Source organism: Psychrobacter sp. CoH-33_TS_01 (assembly GCF_058189395.1).
Genome location: NZ_JBVGQI010000003.1, coordinates 246,124 through 269,990, shown reverse-complemented (window position 1 = coordinate 269,990; position 23,867 = coordinate 246,124). Strand labels below are relative to the sequence as shown.

Annotated in this window: 16 protein-coding genes; 11 read left to right on the top strand and 5 right to left on the bottom strand. The window is 44.7% G+C overall.

Annotated elements, in window-relative coordinates:
* The first annotated feature begins 105 nt into the window (after nucleotides 1–105).
* The 3 genes from trpD to ACZ2XM_RS07045 all read left to right on the top strand — a co-directional run bounded on the left by trpD (nucleotide 106) and on the right by ACZ2XM_RS07045 (nucleotide 3,015).
* A complete protein-coding gene (gene trpD / locus ACZ2XM_RS07055; RefSeq protein WP_490587692.1) occupies nucleotides 106–1,221 on the top strand; it encodes an anthranilate phosphoribosyltransferase in 1,116 nt (371 codons plus the stop codon).
* Between the two features lie 102 nt (nucleotides 1,222–1,323).
* Nucleotides 1,324–2,169 (top strand): indole-3-glycerol phosphate synthase TrpC, encoded by an 846-nt coding sequence (trpC, locus tag ACZ2XM_RS07050; RefSeq protein WP_490587691.1) that lies wholly within the window; start codon nucleotides 1,324–1,326, stop codon nucleotides 2,167–2,169.
* A gap of 105 nt (nucleotides 2,170–2,274) precedes the next feature.
* Entirely contained in the window at nucleotides 2,275–3,015 is a 741-nt protein-coding gene (locus ACZ2XM_RS07045) for a Smr/MutS family protein (RefSeq protein WP_490587690.1), read from the top strand.
* Nucleotides 3,016–3,196: 181 nt separating this feature from the next.
* On the opposite strand, the gene ACZ2XM_RS07040 is transcribed toward ACZ2XM_RS07045, so the two are convergent.
* The gene (locus ACZ2XM_RS07040; RefSeq protein WP_490587689.1) at nucleotides 3,197–5,050 is read right to left on the bottom strand and encodes a mechanosensitive ion channel family protein; all 1,854 of its coding nucleotides are present in this window, start codon (nucleotides 5,048–5,050) and stop codon (nucleotides 3,197–3,199) included.
* Nucleotides 5,051–5,508: 458 nt separating this feature from the next.
* On the opposite strand from ACZ2XM_RS07040, the gene ACZ2XM_RS07035 reads away from it, so the two are divergent.
* The 5 genes from ACZ2XM_RS07035 (at nucleotide 5,509) to ACZ2XM_RS07015 (ending at nucleotide 13,363) form a co-directional block, all read left to right on the top strand.
* Nucleotides 5,509–7,452 carry a TonB-dependent receptor plug domain-containing protein gene (locus tag ACZ2XM_RS07035; RefSeq protein WP_490587688.1) on the top strand — a complete coding sequence of 648 codons (1,944 nt, stop codon included), beginning with the start codon at nucleotides 5,509–5,511 and terminating at the stop codon, nucleotides 7,450–7,452.
* Nucleotides 7,453–7,867: 415 nt separating this feature from the next.
* Nucleotides 7,868–9,301 (top strand): adenosylhomocysteinase, encoded by a 1,434-nt coding sequence (ahcY, locus tag ACZ2XM_RS07030; protein ID WP_490587687.1) that lies wholly within the window; start codon nucleotides 7,868–7,870, stop codon nucleotides 9,299–9,301.
* A gap of 10 nt (nucleotides 9,302–9,311) precedes the next feature.
* The gene (locus ACZ2XM_RS07025; protein WP_490587686.1) at nucleotides 9,312–10,160 is read left to right on the top strand and encodes a methylenetetrahydrofolate reductase; all 849 of its coding nucleotides are present in this window, start codon (nucleotides 9,312–9,314) and stop codon (nucleotides 10,158–10,160) included.
* Between the two features lie 472 nt (nucleotides 10,161–10,632).
* Nucleotides 10,633–11,532 (top strand): 16S rRNA (uracil(1498)-N(3))-methyltransferase, encoded by a 900-nt coding sequence (locus tag ACZ2XM_RS07020; RefSeq protein ID WP_490587685.1) that lies wholly within the window; start codon nucleotides 10,633–10,635, stop codon nucleotides 11,530–11,532.
* A 124-nt stretch (nucleotides 11,533–11,656) separates the two neighbouring features.
* On the top strand, nucleotides 11,657–13,363 hold the full coding sequence (locus ACZ2XM_RS07015; RefSeq protein ID WP_490587684.1) for a putative bifunctional diguanylate cyclase/phosphodiesterase: 1,707 nt from the start codon (nucleotides 11,657–11,659) through the stop codon (nucleotides 13,361–13,363).
* 483 nt (nucleotides 13,364–13,846) lie between these two features.
* On the opposite strand, the gene ACZ2XM_RS07010 is transcribed toward ACZ2XM_RS07015, so the two are convergent.
* Nucleotides 13,847–14,002 (bottom strand): hypothetical protein, encoded by a 156-nt coding sequence (locus ACZ2XM_RS07010; protein WP_490587683.1) that lies wholly within the window; start codon nucleotides 14,000–14,002, stop codon nucleotides 13,847–13,849.
* On the opposite strand from ACZ2XM_RS07010, the gene ACZ2XM_RS07005 reads away from it, so the two are divergent.
* The 3 genes from ACZ2XM_RS07005 to ACZ2XM_RS06995 all read left to right on the top strand — a co-directional run bounded on the left by ACZ2XM_RS07005 (nucleotide 14,001) and on the right by ACZ2XM_RS06995 (nucleotide 20,206).
* A complete protein-coding gene (locus tag ACZ2XM_RS07005; RefSeq protein WP_490587682.1) occupies nucleotides 14,001–15,794 on the top strand; it encodes an acyl-CoA dehydrogenase C-terminal domain-containing protein in 1,794 nt (597 codons plus the stop codon). The two genes, ACZ2XM_RS07010 and ACZ2XM_RS07005, sit on opposite strands and share 2 nt — an antisense overlap.
* Before the next feature lie 108 nt (nucleotides 15,795–15,902).
* Nucleotides 15,903–17,687: an acyl-CoA dehydrogenase C-terminal domain-containing protein gene (locus tag ACZ2XM_RS07000; protein ID WP_490587681.1), complete on the top strand. Its 1,785-nt coding sequence runs from the start codon at nucleotides 15,903–15,905 to the stop codon at nucleotides 17,685–17,687.
* A gap of 194 nt (nucleotides 17,688–17,881) precedes the next feature.
* A complete protein-coding gene (locus ACZ2XM_RS06995) occupies nucleotides 17,882–20,206 on the top strand; it encodes a site-specific recombinase (RefSeq protein ID WP_490587680.1) in 2,325 nt (774 codons plus the stop codon).
* 145 nt (nucleotides 20,207–20,351) lie between these two features.
* Here ACZ2XM_RS06995 and ACZ2XM_RS06990 read toward each other — a convergent pair whose 3' ends face one another.
* From ACZ2XM_RS06990 to pdxA, 3 genes are all read right to left on the bottom strand, one after another.
* Nucleotides 20,352–21,182 carry a symmetrical bis(5'-nucleosyl)-tetraphosphatase gene (locus ACZ2XM_RS06990; protein WP_490587679.1) on the bottom strand — a complete coding sequence of 277 codons (831 nt, stop codon included), beginning with the start codon at nucleotides 21,180–21,182 and terminating at the stop codon, nucleotides 20,352–20,354.
* Nucleotides 21,183–21,235: 53 nt separating this feature from the next.
* On the bottom strand, nucleotides 21,236–22,138 hold the full coding sequence (gene rsmA / locus ACZ2XM_RS06985) for a 16S rRNA (adenine(1518)-N(6)/adenine(1519)-N(6))-dimethyltransferase RsmA (protein WP_490587678.1): 903 nt from the start codon (nucleotides 22,136–22,138) through the stop codon (nucleotides 21,236–21,238).
* A gap of 376 nt (nucleotides 22,139–22,514) precedes the next feature.
* The gene (pdxA, locus tag ACZ2XM_RS06980) at nucleotides 22,515–23,537 is read right to left on the bottom strand and encodes a 4-hydroxythreonine-4-phosphate dehydrogenase PdxA (RefSeq protein WP_490587862.1); all 1,023 of its coding nucleotides are present in this window, start codon (nucleotides 23,535–23,537) and stop codon (nucleotides 22,515–22,517) included.
* Nucleotides 23,538–23,867 lie beyond the last annotated feature (330 nt).

Below are 23,867 nucleotides of genomic sequence, written 5' to 3'. Positions count from 1 at the left end.
TTGCAGCGACTTTTTTTGCAGCAGCTTTATTTTAAACAGCTTTATCTTTAATAAAACGACTACCCTTATTTATATTTATCAATAACTACTATTATGTGAGCCTTTATGTCGACTTCTCCAGAATTTTCTCATGACCATACTTCAGACGCCATTCAAGCGATGAGCGATGAGCAGATCTTCGGCATTTTGACCACTGCTCTCACCCATCTGTTAGAGCGCATTGATCTCACTTATGAAGAAATGCGCAACGTGATGCTGATTATCATGCAAGGCAGATGCAGCGAGGCTATGATGGGGGCAATTTTGGCTGCCCTACGTATGAAAAGCGAGTCAATTATCGAGATTACCGCAGCGGCCAGTGCCATGCGTGAATTGGCCGATACCATTGCCCCACGTGACTGTAATCATTTGGTGGATATCGTCGGTACGGGCGGGGATGGGGCCAATCTATTCAACGTCTCCACCGCTTCTGCCTTAGTAGCCGCCGCCGCTGGCGCACAAGTCGCTAAACATGGCAACCGCGGGGTCTCTACCAATTCGGGCAGCTCCGACTTATTAGAGCAAGCAGGGATTAGCTTAGGGCTAACCCCTGCTCAGGCGCTGACCTGTATTGAAGATCAAGGCATTGGCTTCTTATTTGCGCCCAATCACCACAGTGCCATGCGCCATGCCAATCCAGTGCGCCGCGCTCTCAAAGCCCGTACTATATTCAATATCTTGGGGCCATTGACCAATCCAGCTGGCGTACCGAACTTAGTGATTGGGGTTTTCACTGCGCAGTTGTGTGAGCCCCTGGCCAACGTTATGAAAAACTTGGGCGCCAACCATGTCATGGTAGTTGGTGCCAAAGACGGCTTAGATGAAATCAGCCTAGCCACCTCAACGACTGTAGCAGAATTAAAAGACGGTAAAGTCAGTGTGTATGAGCTGATGCCGGAAGATGCCGGTATTGATTCACAGACCTTGATTGGCTTAGATGTCAACTCGCCAGCGGAAAGCTTAGCGCTAATTCGTGCCGCTTTGTCTGGAGAAGAGACGACTGAGCGTCGCGTGTTAAAGGCTCGAGATATGATTGCCCTCAATGCTGGAGCGGCTATCTATGTGGCCGGTTTGGCTAGCAATTATGCCAATGGCGTCAACCGTGCCCAAGCCGTTATCCAAAAAGGGATGGCTTTAGCGAAACTGGAATCATTAGCGGAATTTACGCAAACGCTCAATTAGCCTATTAGGGTTATCATTTAGCGACCTACTCTTTTACTATCTTAATAACTACTGTTAATAACTACTCTATTAACCACCGTTTATATTTTTGCTGAGAGCATTATGACCACGAGCCCTGAAATTCCGTCTGTGTTACAACGTATTGTTGCTACTAAACATGAAGAGGTCGCTGCGGCGCAAGCTGTCTTGTCATTGGCTGAATTACAAGCGCAGGCCGCTGCTATTACCACACCACGTAGAGGCTTTGCAAACGCCCTACGTAATGCCGATATCGGTATCATCGCTGAGATTAAAAAAGCCTCACCTTCTAAAGGCATCATTAACCATAACTTTGCTCCTGCTGAATTCGCTGCTCAATATGAAGCGGCCGGTGCCACGTGTCTTTCGGTATTGACGGACCAACAATACTTTCAGGGTCATGACGACTATTTACGTGAGGCGAAAGCGGCATGCTCGCTGCCTGCACTGCGTAAAGACTTTATGGTCGATGTCTACCAAATCTACCAATCGTATGTATTAGGTGCCGATTGTATTTTGCTGATTATGGCCTGCTTAGATGATGCGACTGCCCTGGCGCTACACCAAGTTAGTATAGAGCTCGGTATGGATGTGTTGATTGAGACCCATACGGAAGAGGAGCTGCTACGTGCTCTACAATTGCCACATTCAGCCCATAATATTTATGGGATTAATAACCGCGACCTAAATACCTTTAGGGTAGATTTGCAAACTTCGGTCACTCTTAAGCAAGTGTTACTGGATGCCTTTGCAGATGATGAGGCAGCCCCACTATTAGTCACAGAAAGTGGCATTCATAGCGCAGACGATATCGCCTTAATGCAGTCGCATGATATGCACTTGTTCTTAATTGGTGAGCAGTTTATGAAGACCGAGCACCCCGGCAATGCGTTACAATCTTTACTTGCGAGCGTTTCCGCAAACCGCTAAGGTAACTCCCATATCGGTCATGCAGTGACAGAGCGCTATAGGCTCCTAGCAAACGGTAACCGATGACCCCTCACTTAACCAGATTATTCAGACGATATTACTCTTATGGCAAATTTATTCTCTAAAGAAATGCAAGACCAGCTCAAAACCCTTAAAGGCCAACTGTCTACCGGTCGTGATACCTCGGCGACAGATACTGAAGGCGGCAAACCTACTGAGTCTGTAAGCCTACCTACCCAAAAACAAGTCAAAAAGACCGTTAAAAAAATGGGTAGCGAGCATGTCGATGACGATAAAGTCCTATTTATGCAAGCTATGGCTGGCGTCAAGCAAATGGAAGATAAGAACGTAGTCTCTCCAGTTAAATCGTCAAAGAATACTAAACCTGATGCTACGACTTTATCCAAACGTGCCGCGGCGCAAGGCAGTGACGAGCAAGGTCTTGGCGCTGGACTATCTGATATGCAAGCCCTGCTAAACCCAGTCGCTGGTGATGCTTATCTTAGCTATAAGAACCCTACCATCCAAACCAAAGTATTTAACCAATTAAAGCAAGGTAAAATGCGTTGGTATGATGCGGTCGATATCCATGGCTGCTCTATTGAACAAGCTCGTGAAGCGATGACCACGCTACTAAATCAAGCCAAAAACAATAACGAAACGGTCGTAAAAATTGTCCATGGCAAAGGCACAGAAGCTATCTTAAAAACTTGTGTGAATGGTTGGTTGCGTCAATTGCCTGAAGTCTTAGCCTTTGTTTCTGCCCCACCTAAAGATGGTGGCAATGGTGCGGTATTGGTGTTATTGAAAAAGACTAAAACTGACAAAGATAAAGAAGCTAAATAAACACTGCAGATTTTGTCCCCTCCCTTTTGTAAAGGGAGGGTTAGGGAGGGATTTAGAAAATCCTCTCAAATTCAGGCTGTAATAACCCGCACTAAAAAGACCACTAGCCTGATGCTAGTGGTGTTTTTTTATGGAAAAATTAATAACGCTAATGGCTTAGCTATAATCTGTATTGCCCCTATTAACTGTCTTTTTGCTGTCCTTCTTTACTGTCCCTATCAGGCGCATCGTCTGCAGAGGCTTTACTCAATGCTACAGCGCCCTTTTTATTAAAGTCCACCCGCTTGTCGCTAGTAGTCGCTGAGACATCATCCTGATGTACGATTAATTGCTGGGTTGGCAACGCCTGCTCAACATCAAACTTATCCAGCTCTTTTAATAGATCAGCGAAGATAATGTCCTGCTTACCATAGAACTCTGCTGCCCCACTAGCATTCACATAGGCCTGTAATTCAATGACATAGCAATCCTGACGCAACTCAGAGATATGCGCTTGGTTCCACTCTTGGTTGGTCAGCTCGTGCTCATTTAAACACTCATCGAGGTGCTTATTCAGAGCAAAAACGGTATCGATATCAGCCGTACGTTTGAGGTAAATATGATGGTAAAAACGGAACATATCCCGCGAGGTAAAGTTCTCAATCTGCATAGAAGAGAAATCACCGTTTGGAATCGTCACGATAGTACGGTTTAAAGTACGGACTCGGCTCGAGCGAATACCAATATCGATGACCGTACCCTCATAAGTCCCAAACTTACAATAATCGCCGACGCGTACGGGCGAATCTGCCACCACAACCACGCTACCCACTAAGTTTTCGATGGTCTTTTGCGCACCCAGTGCTAAGGCCAAACCACCAACCCCTAATGCGGCAATACCTGTGGTTAAATCAAACCCTAAGTTGCCAAAGATGACAATCACTGCAAAGATGAGCAGCAGCGCTTTGGTCAGTTTCCTTAGCAGCCCTAAAATAGAAACCCGTTCGGTATAGTTCTTTTTATAGCTTAGGTGCTCAGCGCGTTTGAATACTGCATCGATAACGCGTAATAACAACCAAGTCATGGCCAACCACGACGCTATATCCGTCAAACGATTGACCGGCTCACGTACTGTGACTGAGACTCCAGCGTACACCATAATCTCAGACAGAAAACTTGCCATGATGACTACGGACAACGGTAAAATCACATTATCAGTAAGCGGTAAGGGCTTATTACGTAACTTAGGGTAGAGGAAATTGGTAAGGTGATAGAAAAGCCATACCAACAGATAGGCTAGAATAAAAGTGACCAAGGCTAAAATCACTACCGCAGTCATATGCGAGATGTCATAGCCCAATACTTTTTTATCATTTAAGAAATCTACAGTGTAGCGATTGACCAAAGTCGGCTCTACATTTTCTAAGACATCCGGTACTGCCTTTAACGTCTCTGCAGCAAACTGCCAATACTGATCGCCACTACTCGTGACCACCCGCTCTAGGATTAGATTGACACTTTTGTCAGCGACATTAATGCTACCGACTTTTTCTTGGCTCGGCGGCAGTTGGTCATTAAGACTGCCCTCTGGGGTATTATTAATCTGCAGCTCTTGTTGAAAACGGCCACCCGCATCCAAAGCCTGCTTTAATTGACGCACAGCTGTGGTTGGGTTATCAGATTTAGAGAGGTTTAAATAATTACTCGCCAGCAAAGTATCGTTAGCAGCCAGCGCACTAAGAAACCCTTGGACGGTATGACGCGGCGTATCGCGACCAAAGGGGTCTTTTGCCTCAGAACTTTCTTCACCTTCCGTACTGCCCCCTACCCCTGTATCTATTGGTGCTATGGCCAAACTGGCCTGTAGCGTCAATAAACTCAATGTAAAGGCTAATAACCCACGCAGCAGCCACACACTAGCTTGTCGCCAATACATTCGCATAGCCCGGGTGCTATTCTTTAGCGGTGGCTTGGCGGCAACATCACTGAACACGGTTACAGAAGAATTGGCATTACGATTTTTTTGGGACGGGCGGGCAATATTTTTTACGGTCATAAACAACTCATAGCTCATTGCTAGGGGTAAGATAATGGGACAAGATATAAAACTTGAGAGAAACTACGAGAAATAGGCGCTACATGCTACTGAAGTTTCGTGTCGCTATGATAACAATTTTAGGTAAACAAGGTGACCTTGTGTCGGTTTATCTATGCGCATTTTTCAAGATTATCGCCAGCAGCTTTATTATTATTCAATAATTTAATCCGTGTGGTCCTTCACTAATCCCTTGAAAATTTATAATAAATTCTAGCGCCACGCTAAATTGCATACGGAATGGTGCCAGATAAGGTGTTGAGAATGGCTAATAGCCTATTCTAAAGTTAAGCTGAATTACATTCATGTTAAGATGAGCAAACATACAGATAAAGAGGTTTATTAACTTATGTAATTTTAAGATAATAGCCCCATTAATTTTGTGTCTTAATCTTACGTTAGCCTTACTAAGGTCTGTTATGTCTATATCTACTCGTATCACCACGCCCTCTACCCTGCGTTTATGCTTACTGACCGCCATGGGCCTATGCGCTCCAGCCATCAGCCAAGCGGTTCTACCGTCTGTAGTGAATGCAAAAGCGGTGATAAACGCTGAGACCTCGCCAACGACTGAACTCGATGAGCTGGTAGTTACGGCCACGCGTGCGCCTACTAAAGTGACCAATACTATTGCTCAGACTAGAATCGTTGATAGTCAGGATTTACAACGCTATCGCGGTCAAACGGTATTAGAAGTACTCAAACGTCAACCAGGCTTTAGTATTAAGCAGGATGGTGATTTAGGCGCTAGTAGTAATCTATATATTCGTGGCTATGACAGTAAACGTATCTTAGTATTAATTGACGGCATTCGTTATGGCTCTATGTCTACTGGCCAACCGGCCCTAGGCCTATTGCCTGCTGACCAAATCGACCGTATAGAAATCGTGTATGGCGCTTCAGGTTCTAGTGTATATGGTTCTGATGCCATGGGTGGTGTGATTCAGATATTTACAAAAGGTGCAGAGGCTGCAGACAATCAGTTCTCTGTTACTGCAGGTGCAGGCTCGCATGACCATTATATATATGGGGCTACAGCACAGTTTGCTAATGAGCAAGGTGCAAGACTAAGCTTATCTGCTAACCGCAATCAAACGGATGGGATTAGTGCTCTTGAGTATCAAACGGGTATTAATAAGGATGATGATGGCTTTAAAAGTAATAATTTCTCTTTAAATGCTAGCATTCCTTTAACTAATAACGTTACGGTAGGTGCTAGTGGCCTACTTGCTAAATCTACCTCTGAGTTTGATGCTTATGGCGGCACTCCTAACGCAGAGATAGATCAGAAAAATGGCGCAGCATCTGCTTTTACACAATTCGAGAACGATAAATTAACACTGCGTTTAAGCGGTGGTGGAAGCCTGGATAAACTTGATAATAAAATTGGTGATGAGTTTGAAACTAAGCAGAAACAAGCTAATCTTTTAAGTATCTATAAGCTTCCTGTAGGTCAAATGCAAGCAGGCGCTGAATGGCTAAAGCAGCAGGTTGATTTAACTGATAATACCCCTAGCAATGGCTTAGACAGCTTTAAAGAAAATGAACGAACGATTAAAAGTGGCTTTGTCGGGTATCAGATTGCTCAGGATGCTTATGATTTACAAGCTAACGTCCGCTATGATGATAACTCTCAATTTGATAATGAAACCGTCTATAGCTTAGGCTTTGCTGCTAACTTAGCACCAACCTTACGTCTTGGTACTAGCTTTGCTACCGGTTATAGAGCTCCTTCGCTCAATGATCTTTATATTGAAAGCGCCTATTACGTGCCAAACGAAAATTTAAAAGTTGAGAAAAGTAATAACTTAGAAGTATTTATTGAATCTAATACTAATAATCAGATTACTCGTATCACCGGCTTTAATAGCAATGTTAGTGATCTCATTGACAATATTTATGATCCAGTAACTTATAAATATAAAGCCACTAATATCGATAGAGCTAAACTGTCAGGTTATAGCGTTACTTCAGATTGGCAATTTAGCAATGTCTTATTAGGCGGTCAATATACTTATACCAATGCTGAAAACCGTTCTGGTCCTAATAAAGGCAAGCAACTAGTTTTTCGACCTGAGCATACGGGATTAGCTTATATAGGCTATCAAGCTACCAAATTTGATGTTAGAGCTGAAGCAGAATATAGTGGAGAACGTTATAATTCAGCAGATAATAGCACTTCTATTGAAGATTACACCTTATTTAATTTAAGCGGTAATTATTACGTAAATCCCAATTTGACCTTAACCAGTCGCATAAATAATATAACCAATAAAAATTATACGACTAATGAAGCATTTGGTGATCGCTACAGCCAAGACGGCACCAACTTCTTTACCTCGCTAACGTACAACTTCTATTAATTAGCCTTGCAAATTTAGCCTTGTATAGCTAAATCTAGCTAACAGACAGGCTGAACACAAAACGTCACTTTAGGGTGGCGTTTTTTTATATCCAAACTTAGGCAGTTTGCTCAATACAAACTGTTATTTGATAGTAGCGTAATGAAGTTAATACCTAACAATACCACTTCAGGGAATGACAAAAACATCGACTTGCATTACAATAACCTCCGCCGAGAGGTGTTGCACCATCTCCCAAATAAGCCAAATTACTGTGATAAAAATAGTAATTTGGCCTATCTGTTTATACCCATTTTTGCGTATAGGCACAGATGTTAGGCTCGGTATGCATTAGAGACATGGGGTTTTTAATCGCAAACAACGGCACCTGCGTTATTATTCTTTTTATCACTTAAGCTTTTGATAGGAGCATATTATGGACGCAGTGTCTAATGCTGGCTTGACCGCATCTGCCCATACCATCGATCCCTCTTTCACCGATTATAAAGTAGCTGACATCAGTCAGGCTGACTACGGTCGTCGTGAGATTTCTTTAGCCGAAGCTGAGATGCCTGCCCTAATGGGTTTGCGTCGTCGCTATGAAGCTGAGCAACCATTAAAAGGTGCTAAAATCGTCGGTTGTATCCACATGACGATTCAAACCGCTGTTTTAATTGAGACTTTAATCGCCCTAGGCGCTGAAGTACGTTGGACTTCGTGCAATATTTTCTCTACCCAAGACCATGCTGCTGCTGCTATGGCCGCTGCTGGTATCTCTGTCTATGCTTGGAAAGGCGAGACTAATGAAGAGTATGACTGGTGCTTGCGTCAGCAAATCCACGTGGGCGGCGAGGCGTCTGGCCAATTGTGGGATGCCAACCTAATTTTGGATGACGGCGGCGACTTAACCGCATTGATTCATAATGAATATCCACAAATGTTAGAAAACATGCATGGTATCTCTGAAGAGACTACTACGGGCGTGCATCGCCTCATCGACATGCTGAATAAAGGCACGCTAAAAGTACCGGCTATCAACGTTAATGATGCGGTAACTAAGTCTAAAAACGACAATAAATACGGCTGCCGTCATAGCTTAAACGACGCTATCAAACGCGCTACCGATATGTTACTAGCTGGCCGTCGTGCCCTAGTCATCGGTTATGGCGATGTGGGTAAAGGCTCAGCACAAAGCTTGCGTCAAGAAGGTATGATTGTACGCGTCTCAGAAGTTGACCCTATCTGTGCTATGCAAGCTTGTATGGATGGCTATGAAGTGGTTTCTCCTTACAATGCTGGCGAGAATTCGGGCACTGCAGAAGCTATCAATACGCGCCTATTACAAGACACCGACTTAATCGTTACTACGACGGGTAACTATCACGTTTGTGATAAGCATATGCTAGCGGCTCTAAAGTCAGGTTCAGTAGTTTGTAACATCGGTCACTTTGATACTGAAATCGATACTCAATTCATGCGTGATAACTGGCGCTGGGTCGAGATTAAGCCGCAAGTGCATCAAATCTATCGCTCTGAAGCGGAAGGTGATTACCTAATCTTGCTGTCTGAAGGTCGTTTGGTCAACCTAGGCAATGCTACTGGTCACCCATCACGTATCATGGATGGCTCGTTTGCCAACCAAGTACTCGCGCAGATGTATCTGTTCGAAGAGAAATTTGCTGAGTTGCCTGCCGATCAGCGTACTGACAACCTCTATGTCAAAGTCTTGCCGAAAAAGCTTGATGAAGAAGTGGCTGCCGCTATGGTCGCTGGTTTTAATGGCGTTATGACTAAGCTTACTCCAGAACAAGCTGACTATCTAGGCGTCTCAGTCGACGGGCCGTTTAAGCCTGACGATTATAAATACTAAGGAGATAGGCGTGTCTTTACATAAGCCCAGTATCTCTTTTGAGTTTTTCCCGACGCAGACTGACCAAGGTAAAGAGAAGCTACTGACGACATTTGATGAGCTAAATACATTGGCGCCTAAGTACTTTTCAGTGACCTATGGGGCTGGTGGCTCTACGCGTACGCGTACTCTCGATATCGTCGATAGTTTATGCGCGCGTAGTGACACCCCTATTGCGCCACATATCTCTTGTATCGGCGATAGCAAAGCACAGATTGCTGAGCTGTTAGACCGCTATCAAGAGCAAGGTATTAAGCGCTTGGTCACCCTACGTGGCGATTTGCCTTCGGGACAGGTCGGCATGGGTGAGCTACCTTTTGCTCTCGATTTGGTTAAGTTCATTCGTGAGTATTCTGGGGATCACTTTCATATCGAAGTCGCGGCTTATCCAGAGATGCACCCGCAAGCGCGCAGCTTTGAATTTGATATCCAAAATCTAGTAAACAAATTCAATGCGGGCGCCAATACCGCGATTACGCAGTTCTTCTATAATGCGGACAGCTATCTCTACTTGCGCGATGCCTTAGAGAAGAGCGGTATCGATACCAATGCGCAGCCTTTAGTAGCTGGTATAATGCCTATTATTAATGCCAGTAACTTGATGCGTTTTGCTGACAGTTGTGGTGCTGATATCCCGCGTTATATTCGCAAGCAATTGGCCGACTATGGCGATGATCGTACGGCCATTCGCCAGTTTGGTTTTGATGTGGTACTGCGTCTGTGCGAGCGTCTCATTAGTGAAGGCGTGCCAGCTATTCATTTCTATAGCATGAATAAAGTGCAGCCTAACAAGCGCTTAGTAGAGGCATTAGCGCTTTAATCAGTCTGAATGTTATTAATAGAGGTTCTATTAATATATTAGATATTAATGCCCCTAGTAGTAATATGATTGTTATAATAGTGCGTTTATTCTGTTATAGAATAATAGACTTTAATGTATAGACGTTAAAACCCCGACACTGTCATAACAAGTGTCGGGGTTTTTTGTTCTAGAAAATTATAGATATTGTGGGTAGACTAGTGCTCTGCAAGCTTTGTATCTAAAGGTTTTATTTACTAAACCTACTTTTGCAGATTTATTTTATAATGTTATAACAGTAGATTATTAGCATAAATTTCAATTTAGACTGATGTTTTTATTAACATTTGTCTTTTAATTGTCGTATGATGTTATTTACTGCTGCAACTTTTACTATACTTTTTATTGTATTAACCTTATTTCCCATGCTTGCTGATAAGTTCTACTCGCAAGACTATGGTCCGTAAGGTCTTAATTCTTGAGTACCCTGTGCATGCGTAGATTTTATTTTGATGTTACTTCCTCACTCACCGCCCCCGTAAAAGCTGAGCAAAAGCCGCAGTATGCTACTTTGGCTGATTATGGTAACGAGGACTTAGTGCCCTTGCCTGAGAGCGTCGTGCATCACTGGTGCCGGGTACTAAGAGCAACTATCGGTGATAAAGCCGTATTGTTTGATGGTCATGGCGGCGAATATATCGCAGAGTTGACCGAGGTCAGTAAAAAACACGCTAGCGTGAAACTATTAGGCTTTACCGCTGTAGAGCGCACACCGACTACGCTCACCACTATTGGCCTAGTAATGAGCCGCGGTGACCGTATGGATTATGCCATTCAAAAGGCGACTGAGCTTGGGGTAACGGCTATTCAACTATTGACCAGCCAGCATGGTGAGGTCAATTTAAAAGCCGATCAGGTCGCTAAAAAGTTGCTGCATTGGCAGCAAGTCGCCATCTCCGCTTGTGAGCAATGTGGCTTAAATCGTCCGCCCCTTATTCTAGCGCCGCAGTCTGTTGAGCATTGGCTCAGTATAGGTATTGAGCACACGCAATCTGGTATTCATAGCGAGCAAGTCAGCGCCATGGTAGCTCCTTTATTGCTGCAACCGTTTTACGAGCCCCTAACCGCACCTTCTGCGTTACGTTTACTATTAGCTGTGCCCAAAGAGCAAACCGCCACTGATATACCGATAGCAGCAAAAATAGCGCAAACGACCCAAGCTGCGAGTCCACATATCCACTTCCTAATTGGCCCTGAAGGAGGATTGAGCGCTAATGAAGAGCAATTGGCCTTAGACAATGGTTTTATCGCTTGGCAAATAGGGCCGCGGGTCTTACGCACTGAAACCGCACCCGTAGTGGCCTTAGCCACGCTACAGGCGCTAAGCTGCTAAGCACACTGGACGTTGACGACTTCAACGCATTGTCTCCATTGGCAGCCACCCTGTATATTTTGACGTAAATAGACGTTAACAAACCCAGAGCAGTCTCTACTTTTGATCACTAGTGAGTTCTCTTATGACTAAAATCCCTCCCATTTTTGACAAGATTATCATGAGATTGAGCACTAAATTTTGTCAGCTTTCTGAAGAAGGCATTTTTGCTTTAGATGCCAACTTTGCCTATATACAAGCGAATGAAAGCTTTATAGAAATGATGGGCTTTGAACGTAGCGAACTTCTAGGTAAGCTGCTGGGTAGCTATCAAGCTGACTTTGTTCCCATCACGACCTTAAAACTGGTTAAGAAATCGATTCGGCGGCTGCCGCCCAACCACGTCTATCGCAAAGAAGTGTTGGTTATGACCCGCTATGGTCTAAAAATACCGTTAAGCTTCTCCTTTTGGCATATTATTGTTGATAAAGAGAGCTACTATGTCGGCCTAGTACGCGACATGAGCTTAGAACAAAGAGATCAAAAAAAGATCCAGCACCTACAAAATTACAGTCAGGTGACCAATTTACCTAATCGACAATTCTTTTTACGTCATCTTAGTGATTTATTGCTAGGTAGCGAACATAAAATAGCCGTACTGCGGCTGTGTGTCGACAGCTACCGCTTGCTGGTAAGTGGCCTTGGGCAAGATACTGTAGATAATGTCATGCGTCACTTTGTGAAGCGTATTACGGATTTAAACTTTCATGGCCTGCAGTGCTTTGCCCATTTTGGCGGAGAAGACTATGCGATGTTATTTGATGTGCAAGATGCCAATATGCTCCGTAAGCAGCTTGATAAGCTTATGCAGTTGTGTGAAATGCCTTTTAGCGTGAACGGCCATACCTTATATCTACATATGTCGGTAGGCGTTAGTAACTTTCCAGGCAACGAGCAGCCTATGAATGTGCTCATTAGCAACGCTGAAAATGCCTTGGAGTATGTCAAAAATCAAGGTGGCGATGAGGTATTTTGGTTTGACCCCAAGCTAAATTATAATCATCTGTTAGAGATTCAACTCGAAAGCGATTTGCGCAATGCCTTTGAGGAGTCACAGTTTATTGCCTATTATCAGCCAAAAGTTAATCTAAAAGATGGCTCTATTGTCGGCTTTGAAGCTTTGGTTCGTTGGTTACACCCCACCCGCGGCTTGCTGACTCCTAATGCTTTTATCACAGCGATTATCACCCATAAACTGTCTTTCGAGCTGTTCTTTCAGATGGCTGAACAAGTCATGATTTTACTGGCCCATTGGCAGAAACTAGGGCTTCAGGCTCATTTAGGGCTGAACGCAGATGCCGCTGATTTTAGTAAACAAAATTTCTGTGCGGGGATTGACGATTTATTACATGCTTATAATATCGCCCCCGAAAAGCTGCATATCGAAATTACTGAATCCTCACTTATGCTGCGCCAAAAATCGATCATAGATCAATTGGATGCCATTAAAGCGTTGGGGGTTAGTTTGGCATTAGATGACTTTGGTACCGGTTATGCTTCGCTAAGCTATCTACAAGAGTTCCCCTTTGACTTTATTAAAGTGGACAAGAGCTTTGTGGATAATATTACAACGCAGCCTACCCAGCAGCATATTGTCAGAGCGATCAAAACCCTAGGCAATGCCCTAAATATGCAGATTGTCGCTGAAGGTATTGAAACTCAAGAGCAGCAACAGGTCTTAACCAGTATTGGCTGCGAATACGGGCAAGGCTATCTGTTCGGCAAACCTATGACAGCCGTACAAGCCACTGAGCTGTTAAAGTTACAAGCGGCTAAAGCTACAAGCAGCTAAAATTAAAGGCGGCTAAGCTATAGGCGGTCCACTCAAGTTTTGCTATAAGACCTCAGGCCTAGCTTTATACTTACTGAAATTGCTAATGTTACACCCCCTCTTCTTTAGCCTATGATCATGGCGCCACTGTGGTAGCTCTACCATAACTGTAAGTATCTTTTTATTGAATTCTAATGACTTATCAGTTATGCAACAACACTTGTATAATGATGGCTGAACCTCTATCTTTTACTGCGGTTAGCAGATGACTCTTACCTTTGCGAACTCGCTTAGCACCCTATTACTAGACAAATATCTGCTTTAGTAGCTTGCCTTAAAAATAGCGCCGCATCATTAACTTGTACTGTACAGTATATTTTTATTATTCATTTTTATGCGCTAGCCCTTTAATATAGTTCTATTATCTATCACTTAGTTGCCATAGTGCGATAAGGCTCAGTCTTAAACAGAGCACTTTAAATAGAGTGAGTCTAAAATTAGCCACTAAGCGGTGATAGCTTTCGCTGCTATTTTTTTAATTATTTTGACTTGTTTGATTTGAGGCGGTATTGCCTCGCCCATCATGCCTTTTAATAAGAACCCAAGAATTTTAATCTCACCTCCTTCTTTAAAATCCAAATCTATAAGGAAAAGTTCCATGCAATATAAAGCCCCTTTACGTGATACTAAATTTGTTATGCACGAGCTCTTAGACAGCGCGGCTCATTACCAAACTATCCCAGCTTTTACTCATGTTGAACAAGATATTATCGACAGCTATTTAGAGACCGCAGCCAGCTTTGCTGAAAACGAATTGTCTCCATTAAATATGTCTGGTGATGCAGAAGGCTGTCATTTTAATGAGGGTGTGGTTACGACGCCAAAAGGTTTTAAAGAAGCTTATAAGCAGTATTGCGAGCTAGGCTTTACCGCTTTAACCGCTGAAGAAGAGTTTGGCGGTCAAGGTATGCCAACGTCATTAAACTCTGCGGTCAACGAGTTTATGGGCACAGCAAACTGGTCGTTCTCTATGTATCCAGGCCTATCAGAAGGCGCTATCTCTACCCTAGAGCACCATGGTACAGATGAGCAAAAAGCGCAGTATCTGCCTAAATTGGTTAGCGGTGAATGGTCAGGCGTTATGTGCCTAACTGAACCGCAGTGTGGCTCAGATTTGAACTTAGTGCGCACCAAAGCTGATCCTAATGGCGATGGCACTTATAGCATTAAAGGCAATAAGATTTGGATTTCAGCTGGCGAGCACGACATGTCAGACAACATTATCCATATCGTCTTAGCCCGCCTACCAGATGCTCCTGCAGGGACTAAAGGTTTATCATTATTCGTAGTCCCTAAATTTATGGTCAACGAAGATGGTAGCTTAGGCGAGCGTAATGGCGTCTCTTGTGGCTCTATCGAGCACAAAATGGGGATTAAAGCCTCTGCCACTTGTGTGATGAACTATGATGGCGCTAAAGGCTTCTTAATTGGTCCTGAAAACCGCGGTCTTAACTGCATGTTTACCTTTATGAACGTTGCGCGTATTGGTACTGCTGTCCAAGGCGTGACTGCTTCAGAATATGCTTTCCAAGGCGCCTTACCTTTCGCTAAAGAGCGCTTAGCTCTACGTGCACTAGGCGGTGCGAAATTCCCTGAAAAACCGGCTGATCCTATCATCGTGCACCCTGCAGTTCGTGATATGTTATTAACTACTAAAGCTTTCGCTGAAGGCGGCCGTGCGTTAGTATGCTATATGTCACAATTTGCAGACATCGTAGCTAAAGGCGAAGGTGAAGCGCTGGCCTATGCCGACCAAATGCTGTCTTTCTTGACGCCAATTGGTAAAGCTTTCTTGACTGAAACGGGCTTTGAATCTGCTAAGCATGGCGTCCAAGTACTAGGTGGTAGCGGTTTCTGTACCGAGTATGGTCTTGAGCAAAACATCCGTGATACCACGATTGCTTGTATCTACGAAGGTACGACCCAGATTCAATCTTTAGACTTATTAGGTCGTAAAGTATTGGGCTCACAAGGTAAATTATTGGCCAACTTCAGTAAAGTCGTCCATAAATTTTGCCAAGAGCACCAAGACAATGCAGATATGGCCCAGTTTATCGCGCCACTTGCGGACTTAAATAAAGAATGGGGCGAATTGACCCAACGTATCGGCGCACAAGCCATGCAGAACCCAGAAGCCGTTGGCGCTGCAGCGGTCGATTACATGTATTTCAGTGGTTATGTGACCCTAGCTTACTTATGGGCACGTATGGCGCTAGTAGCGCAACAAGCTCTAGCTGGCGATACTACTGAAACAGGCTTCTATGATGCCAAAGTGAAAACCGCTAAATTCTACTTTAGCAAAATTTTACCGCGTACCCGTACGCACGTTGCCCGTATTGACGCCGGCCACGAACCGTTTATGGACATGGACATAGACCAATTCGTCTACTAAGTCATCTGTACTACTGAGCGACTAATTAGCCGGTTTATTCTGTTATATTTAGCGGACTAAATCGGCCACTCATTTTGTAATATTAATGATTCACTATAAGGAAGTACTATGGCAGTTTATAACGCTCCATTAGACGACATGCGCTTTATCCTCAATGACGTATTCAAGGCCGAGAATTTTTGGCAGAATAACGAAAATCTAGCTCACGTTGATCTTGATACCGTCAATATGATCCTAGAAGAGATGGCTAAGCTGTCTAAAAACGTCCTATTGCCATTGAACCGTACTGGCGATGAAGAAGGTGCAACTTATCAAGGTGATGGTGTCGTAACCACGCCTGCTGGCTTTAAAGAAGCGTATAAGCAATATGCTGAGTCTGGTTGGATTGGCCTAGGCGGCGACCCTGAATACGGCGGCCAAGGCTTTCCAAAAATGGTCACCATGCTGACCGAAGAGATGGTCTTTACTACCAACCAAGCTTTTGCTCTATACCCGAACCTAACGGTTGGCGCGACTTTATGTATGTTAGCTTCTGCTTCAGAAGAGCAAAAGCAAACTTACCTAGAGAAAATGTACTCTGGCGAATGGTCGGGCACTATGTGTCTAACTGAACCGCATGCGGGTACTGATTTAGGTATCATCAAGACCAAAGCTATCCCTAATGACGATGGCAGCTACAAGATTTCTGGTACTAAAATCTTCATCACTGGTGGTGAGCATGACCTAACGGATAACATTATCCATTTAGTCTTGGCTAAAACGCCAAACGCTCCAGAAGGCTCAAAAGGCATCTCTCTATTCTTAGTGCCTAAATTCATGGTCAATGAAGACGGTAGCTTGGGCGAGCGTAACACCCTATCTGCAGGGTCTATTGAGCACAAAATGGGCATCAAAGGCTCAGCGACTTGTGTCATGAACTTTGATGACGCCAAAGGTTGGATGATTGGTGAAGAAAATACCGGTCTGGCCTCAATGTTCGTCATGATGAACTATGAGCGTGTGACTATGGGCCTACAAGGCCTTGGTGGTACTGAGCTGGCGTATCAAAACGCTGCCCTTTATGCCAATGACCGTGGTCAAGGCCGTAGCGATACTCAGCTACAGAGCCCAGAAAAACCTGCAGACGCTATCGTGCATCACGCCGATGTGCGCCGTATGCTATTGAATGCTCGCGCCAACTCTGAAGCGTCACGCTGCTTTGCTATGTATGTCGCCAAAAACCTAGATGAGCAGAAGTTCAGTACGGATCCTGAAGCAGCTAAAGCGGCAGCAGCGCGTGTAGCACTATTGACGCCTGTAGCTAAAGCATTCTTAACCGATAAAGCTTTGGAAGCCACTGTTGATTGCCAGCAAGTCTTTGGTGGTCATGGCTATATCCGTGAATGGGGTATGGAGCAAATAGTCCGTGATACTCGTATCGCTCAGATTTATGAAGGCGCCAACGGTATCCAAGCTCTAGATTTACTAGGTCGTAAGATTGCTCGTAACGAAGGCAAATACATGCAGAATTTCTTAGCTGAGATTCGTGATTTTGTCGCTAACATGCAAGCGGATCATGCTATCAAGCAAGCGACCTTAGCTGCCGCTGATACTCTTGAAGAGTTGACGCAAACTGTCCTAGCGAATATCGGCCAGCGTAAGAATGAAATCAATGGTTGTGCCGTTGACTATCTGCACGCTACTGGTTACTTATGCTACGCTTACATGTTTGCCATGATGGTCGAAGCGGCCAATGGCAAAGAAGGCGAGTTCTATACCAATAAAGCCAAACTTGCCAACTTCTTCGTCGGTCGTATCTTGCCACGTATTGACGCGCATGCGCAGATGGTCAAGTCAGGTAGTGATCCAATGATGGACTTTGATTTGGCTTATTTTGAAGTACCAGCGAGCTAATTTCGCGCCGTTAAGCTGTGCCACATCAGTGACTCTATATAGTTGCTATTAATAATGAAGTACAAAAAAAGGACAGTCATACTGTCCTTTTTTATTTGCTAACAAAAAAGTTATCAACACTTGACCATATACGATTAAAATAGCGAACATTATATTTATGGCTGCCTAGCAGACATTAACTTTGAGGATGCGCCTTGTCAGAATTAAAACGCATTTTGCAGCAAATTACGGCACTCAGCGAAGTGCCAGAACCCTCCGTATTAAAAAAGCTGATTGATACACTTAGAGCTGATGAGGGTGATGCTGCTAAGTCTATTGAAGTGGCTAATGAGAATATTCAAGCGCTCATTACCTTACTACAAACTCATCCTGAATATGGTTCAGGACTCGCCGCTTTTATTCTAAAATTGCTGAACCAGTATCAGCAAATCTCTTTATTTACCGAAACCGGCATCCTGTCTGACCAAGGCTTTATGACCAGTTTGAACCGCTTGATTGGCCATAGATTTTTGCCGATATTACCGCAAGAGGACTCTGTGGTTGAGCTGGTCGATTTTCTATTTGACCACCGCCATGATAAGCGTTGGCTTATGGGGATTAACGAGCAGCTTTGGGATACGCTAGTCAATCTCATTACTGTGGATGTTGCCCATGCTGATTTGGTAGCCACGGCCAAAAACAACCTGCTAAATGCGATGGTTATTTTATCTTACCGTATCACCGGTATTGGCCTACATCCTGAGCTAATGAGCGCCTATCCGCAAGTGCTGGGCTATTCAGCAGCTTTTGTCGCGCAAAACCAAGAAGCCGTGCTATTCGTCAATCAATATCGCCAAGCGCATGAGCTGGATGCCTTAAAAGACGTTACCCCAGAAAATGCCATCTCCACTGCCCCCTTAATGGTGATGCTTGAGCAGTGCGAAGATATCGTCACGAATATTCGCAAACGTATCTATAAGACGGGCATCTCGATTCGCATGACCAATATGATGCTGCGCCTTGAGCAAAGTTTGCGGCGTATGCGGATTTTATGCGAACTGCTAGCAGACAATCATAAGAATCGTGACCGAGCCATCATTGAGCTGACCTCCACGATTATTAGCAGCAGTAAACGCCGCTACAGTATTGGCTATTTGATTAATAACAATACGAAACTACTATCGCGTAAAATCACTGAAAACGCCAGCCGAGTGGGTGAGCACTATATCAGCACCAACAAAGCGGGCTATAGAAACATGTTTAAGAAGGCCTCGATTGGGGGCTTCGTCATTGCTTTTATGGCGACCTTAAAGATTTTATCTTACAGCCTAATCTTAGCGCCTATGGGTCGGGCGTTTGTTAACAGCATGATTTATGGTTTGGGCTTCGTTTTTATTCATATTATCCATGGTACGGTAGCGACAAAGCAGCCCGCCATGACTGCTGCCGCTATCGCCTCCACTATTTCTGATGGCTCCGGTAAAAAGACCAAACAGCTCAATAAACTATCCGAGCTGATAGTGGATATTCTACGCACGCAGTTCGTCGCTATTATGGGTAACGTCCTCATAGCCATGCCGGTCGCCCTGCTCATCTCTTTATTGTGGCTGCAATTTGGTGGCGAGCCCATGATTGGGGTCGATAAAGCCGAACATCTACTGCATGAACTCGATCCTTTTCACTCGTTAGCCCTGCCCCATGCCGCCATTGCCGGAGTGTTTCTGTTCCTATCGGGGCTGATTGCTGGCTACTATGATAACTTGGCGTTATACAATCATATTGGCGCTCGTATTGTCCGTCATAAGACGCTTAAACGTATCCTGCCAAAACCTTGGTTAGAACGCCTTGCTCAATTTATCGAGACCAACCTTGGCGCTATTATGGGTAACTTCTTATTTGGTGTGTTCTTAGGCAGTACAGCGACGATTGGCTTTATTTTTGGCTTACCTATCGACATCCGCCATATCGCCTTTGCCTCTGCCAACTTTGCTCACGGCCTCATCAACATGCCGGCGGATTTAGTGACGGTTAATCTCGTATTAGTCTCGCTATTAGGCGTAGCGCTCATTGGCTTAGTCAACCTACTCGTGAGTTTCTCTTTAGCGCTTATCGTAGCACTGCGCTCCAAAGAAGTTCAGTTTAGTGAGTGGGGTCGCTTAGCTAAGCTGCTATTTACCCATTTATGGACCAATCCTAAAGACTTTGTCTTACCGCGTGCAGAACCGATGAAATACGCCGCTATCGACAGCCAAGGTCAGATGATCTTTGAAGAGGTAAACAGTAAAAAAGGTGGCAAGCCTCTCCCAACAAATTACGTCATCCGCCGCCTCTCCCAAGTCAAAGTCATGCCTGCCACTGCTCAGGCTAAAGAGAAAAAGGCAGCCGAAGCTACAGGCTCAGACGAAAATACAATCGTAGTATTAGATGATGGCTTGATTGATACACCGATGCCGCAAGATGCCCCTACCAGTGATGATAAGACTGCGAATGCTAAGATTTCCTTACCGAAACCTACCAAACCGCCCAAGCTACCTAATTAATAAGTTGCCTAATTAACATCCAATCTAATTAGTCAGTCGCTTAATGGCAGACCTTTGCTAACCATCCCTGTAACCAACAAAAAAGCCCTTAATCATTAAGGGCTTTTTTGAGACTATTTTTTCTATTGCTATGGCGGTTAAGGCACTAATCACATTTGGCAGAAGACTCAATGACCTTGCCATCTGCTAGACGATACGCCAGTAAGCTGCCGCCCCAGACACAACCGCCATCCAGAGCTCTAGCGTGGGGTAAATCCACCTCGCCCTTCAGAGCAGCCCAATGACCAAATAATATCTTACGGCGTCGCGGCACCTGCCATTCAAACCAAGGGCGGAAGTCCGTTGGCATATGGTCATCCAAACTTGATTTAAACGAAAACTCTAAGCTACCATCCGCTTTGCATAAGCGCATCCGGGTAAAATAGTTGGCAATCGCTCGCATTCGAGTATAGCCATGCAAGTCTTCGCGCCAATCGTCCGCCGTTTTACTGTATAAGTTGGGCAATAAGCGATCGAGTTGCATCAGACTGCTCTGCAGTTGTGCCTCTAACTCACGAGCATAACCGCGAGCTTGCTTAATACACCAATGCGGCGGAATACCGGCATGGACCAAGACCGTATGTTTATCCGGGAAGGCTAAGATAGGCTGACGACGCAGCCAATTCAGCAGCTCATCGCAATCGTCTGCTGCGAATATAGGCGCGGTCTTATCTTTCTTCTTGATCTCCGTAGCACCGCGCCACACCGCTAGTAGATTAAGGTCATGATTGCCCAAGACCGTCGCGGCCGCCCCTTGTTCACATAGCGCTTTGACATCGCGTAAGGTATGCAAGGAGTCCTCGCCGCGCGCCACCAAATCCCCCGCAAACCATAACTTATCTTGTTTCGGGTCAAAATCTAGCGTTTTTAGTAGCTTTAAGAATGCCGTATGGCACCCCTGCAAGTCTCCAATTACATATTGGTGGCGATAGCTCATAATCCCTCAAATACTAATTTATTCGATCCTAATCCTAGCCAAGTTGGGTAGGACTAGCCTTCTAAGTCACCAATCTGATTGCTTAAAGCGACGAATTGCGCCACGCTTAAGACTTCAGGACGGGCTTGCGGATCGATATCTGTGGCCGCAAAATCTGCCTCGGTCAAGGTCGGCAAAATAGACGAATTTTTAAAGATGGCGCGCATGGTCTTACGACGATGGTTGAATGCTTCTCTTACAATAATGGCAAATTTCTTTTCATCACTTGCTTGTACCGGCTTGGTAATATGCGGCGTCAAACGAAACACTGCGCTAGTCACTTTAGGCGGCGGATTAAACGCCCCTCTAGGCACGGTTAAAAGATAATCGGTGTCACAGTGATATTGCATAATGATTGAGAGACGACCATAAGTCTTGCTGCCCACCTCGGCGGTAATGCGCTCCACCACTTCCTTTTGTAGCATAAAGTGCATGTCTTTAATCACATCAGCGAATTCGAGAAGATGGAATAAAATGGGCGTAGAGATGTTATACGGTAGGTTGCCCACGACACGTAATTTATCCGCATCCGCTAGCGGAGCTTTAACAGCAGCGGTCTCGCTAGGCTCAATACCGGTCACTTGCGCATGCAACTCGCGATAATCGACGGTCATAGCGTTACTTTTGATAATAGTAAACGCCTCATGACTGTTGGCGCCAATACGGATACGCAAACTGTCTGCCAAATCACGATCCAACTCAATCACCGTCATAGCATCCACTTCGGCTAATAATGGCTCGGTTAACGCCCCCATACCAGGGCCGATTTCTACCAAATAATCGCTGCGTTCTAAGCGGACACTTTCTACGATTTGGCGAATGACGCTACTGTCATGCAGGAAGTTTTGGCCAAAGCGTTTACGCGGTTGGTGTTGGTTTTTTAGAGCCGTGCGAACGGAAGCTGGATTTATACTCATAAGGGGTCTTTTTTAATCTTAATAAAAGGTTAACTAGCGCTAAAGCAGAAATATAGTAAGTCAACTCAAGATTTGACACAGAGTTACTGGTATAAGTTTGCGCCTGCCTTGAGTCTATAATGACTTCTAGCCAGAAAATTTATATCAGTGACTCGCTAAGTACCAATTTCAAACAGGACTGACTATATTCGGCTTAAAATAGGCTTTAGTAAGGTGGCGGCAGTATATCACAGCGGTAGCTTGGCACTTAAATAGCAATGCGTAACTATTTTTTTACCTGGCCGTTTTTACCTTACTGTTCTTCTGCCTCACCACGCTGACTGGTCTTTATCCTAGGGTATATCGTTAGCAATTAGGGGCTAGTAGGCATCAGGGATTAACGATTGGCGGCCATAGACTGCGCCATAGTGAGCGCTTGCTTTAGGCTACTGGCACTCGCTTTCCCTGTACCGGCTAAGTCTAATGCCGTACCATGATCGACCGACGTGCGGATATAAGGCAGCCCCAAAGTTAAATTAACGGTATCGCCAAAGCCGTGTGACTTTAACACGGGTAAACCCTGATCGTGATACATGGCGATGACCGCATCACAATCGGCTAAATGTCTGGGCGTAAATAACGTATCGGCGGGCATGGCTTCTGAAATATCAACACCCTGTACTCGGAAAGTGTTTAAGACGGGGTTAATAATCTCAATCTCTTCCATGCCTAAATGACCACCCTCGCCTGCATGCGGATTCAGACCACAGACCAGCACTTTAGGCTGCGACAAACCAAACTTACTGCGTAAATCCTCTAATACAATCTGTACCGTCTGCTGTACATTTGCTTTCGTAATGGCCGCTGGCACGTCTCTTAATGGTAAATGGGTGGTCACGAGGGCGACCTTCATAGCGTCATTGGCGAGCATCATAACGACTTTATCACAGCCACTTTTTTGCATAAAATATTCGGTATGGCCACTGAACATAGTGCCATCATCCAGACGAATATCCGCTTCGATCAACGCGGATTTTTGCAGCGGTCCGGTCACAATAGCGGCGATTTTATTTTCTATCGCCAATCGATGGGCTAAAGCCAGTTGCTCTGCCACCATAGCCGCATTGGCGACATCAATCACGCCCGCCTGCGCCGGGTTGGTTGCCGGTACATCAATGACGAGGAAATCGGCAGTATGAGCCGATTCCGTAGAGACATCGGCTGCTAAACGCAGTAAAGCGCTATCAATAGTGGCTTGAGTATTCTCAATAACTCGCCAAGTCGGTTTCTCGGTTAGCGAACCGTTTGCTATTAACCTTGCTGCGCGGTCCTCTAATGCCTGCGCATCCGCCGTGACCCAAATGGGTTGTGTGCTACTGGTCAACTCGCCATTGGCCGCTAAGCTCAACACAATATCCATACCAATCCCTGCCGGCTCGCCCGTCGTAATCAATAAGGGTTGTCTGACAGACTGTAGAGACGAGGAGGATTGTGCTAAGTTCAACGACGCGGATAATAAAGACATAAGGCTCTCATTATTATAAATAAGGGTATTGAATTTTATGAATTAAGGCTGCATTTAAAGAGTCGAATGAAAAGAAAATCTCATTACTTTGAGCAGAACCTTTGAGCTAGACTATGGTAAACTTTACCACACTATAACCGTCATATTTGACGGTTTTTAACGTCTACCCCCTTGCACAACTTATCGATACTAGCGTCACGCGACTTACCCTATTTTTGTTATTTT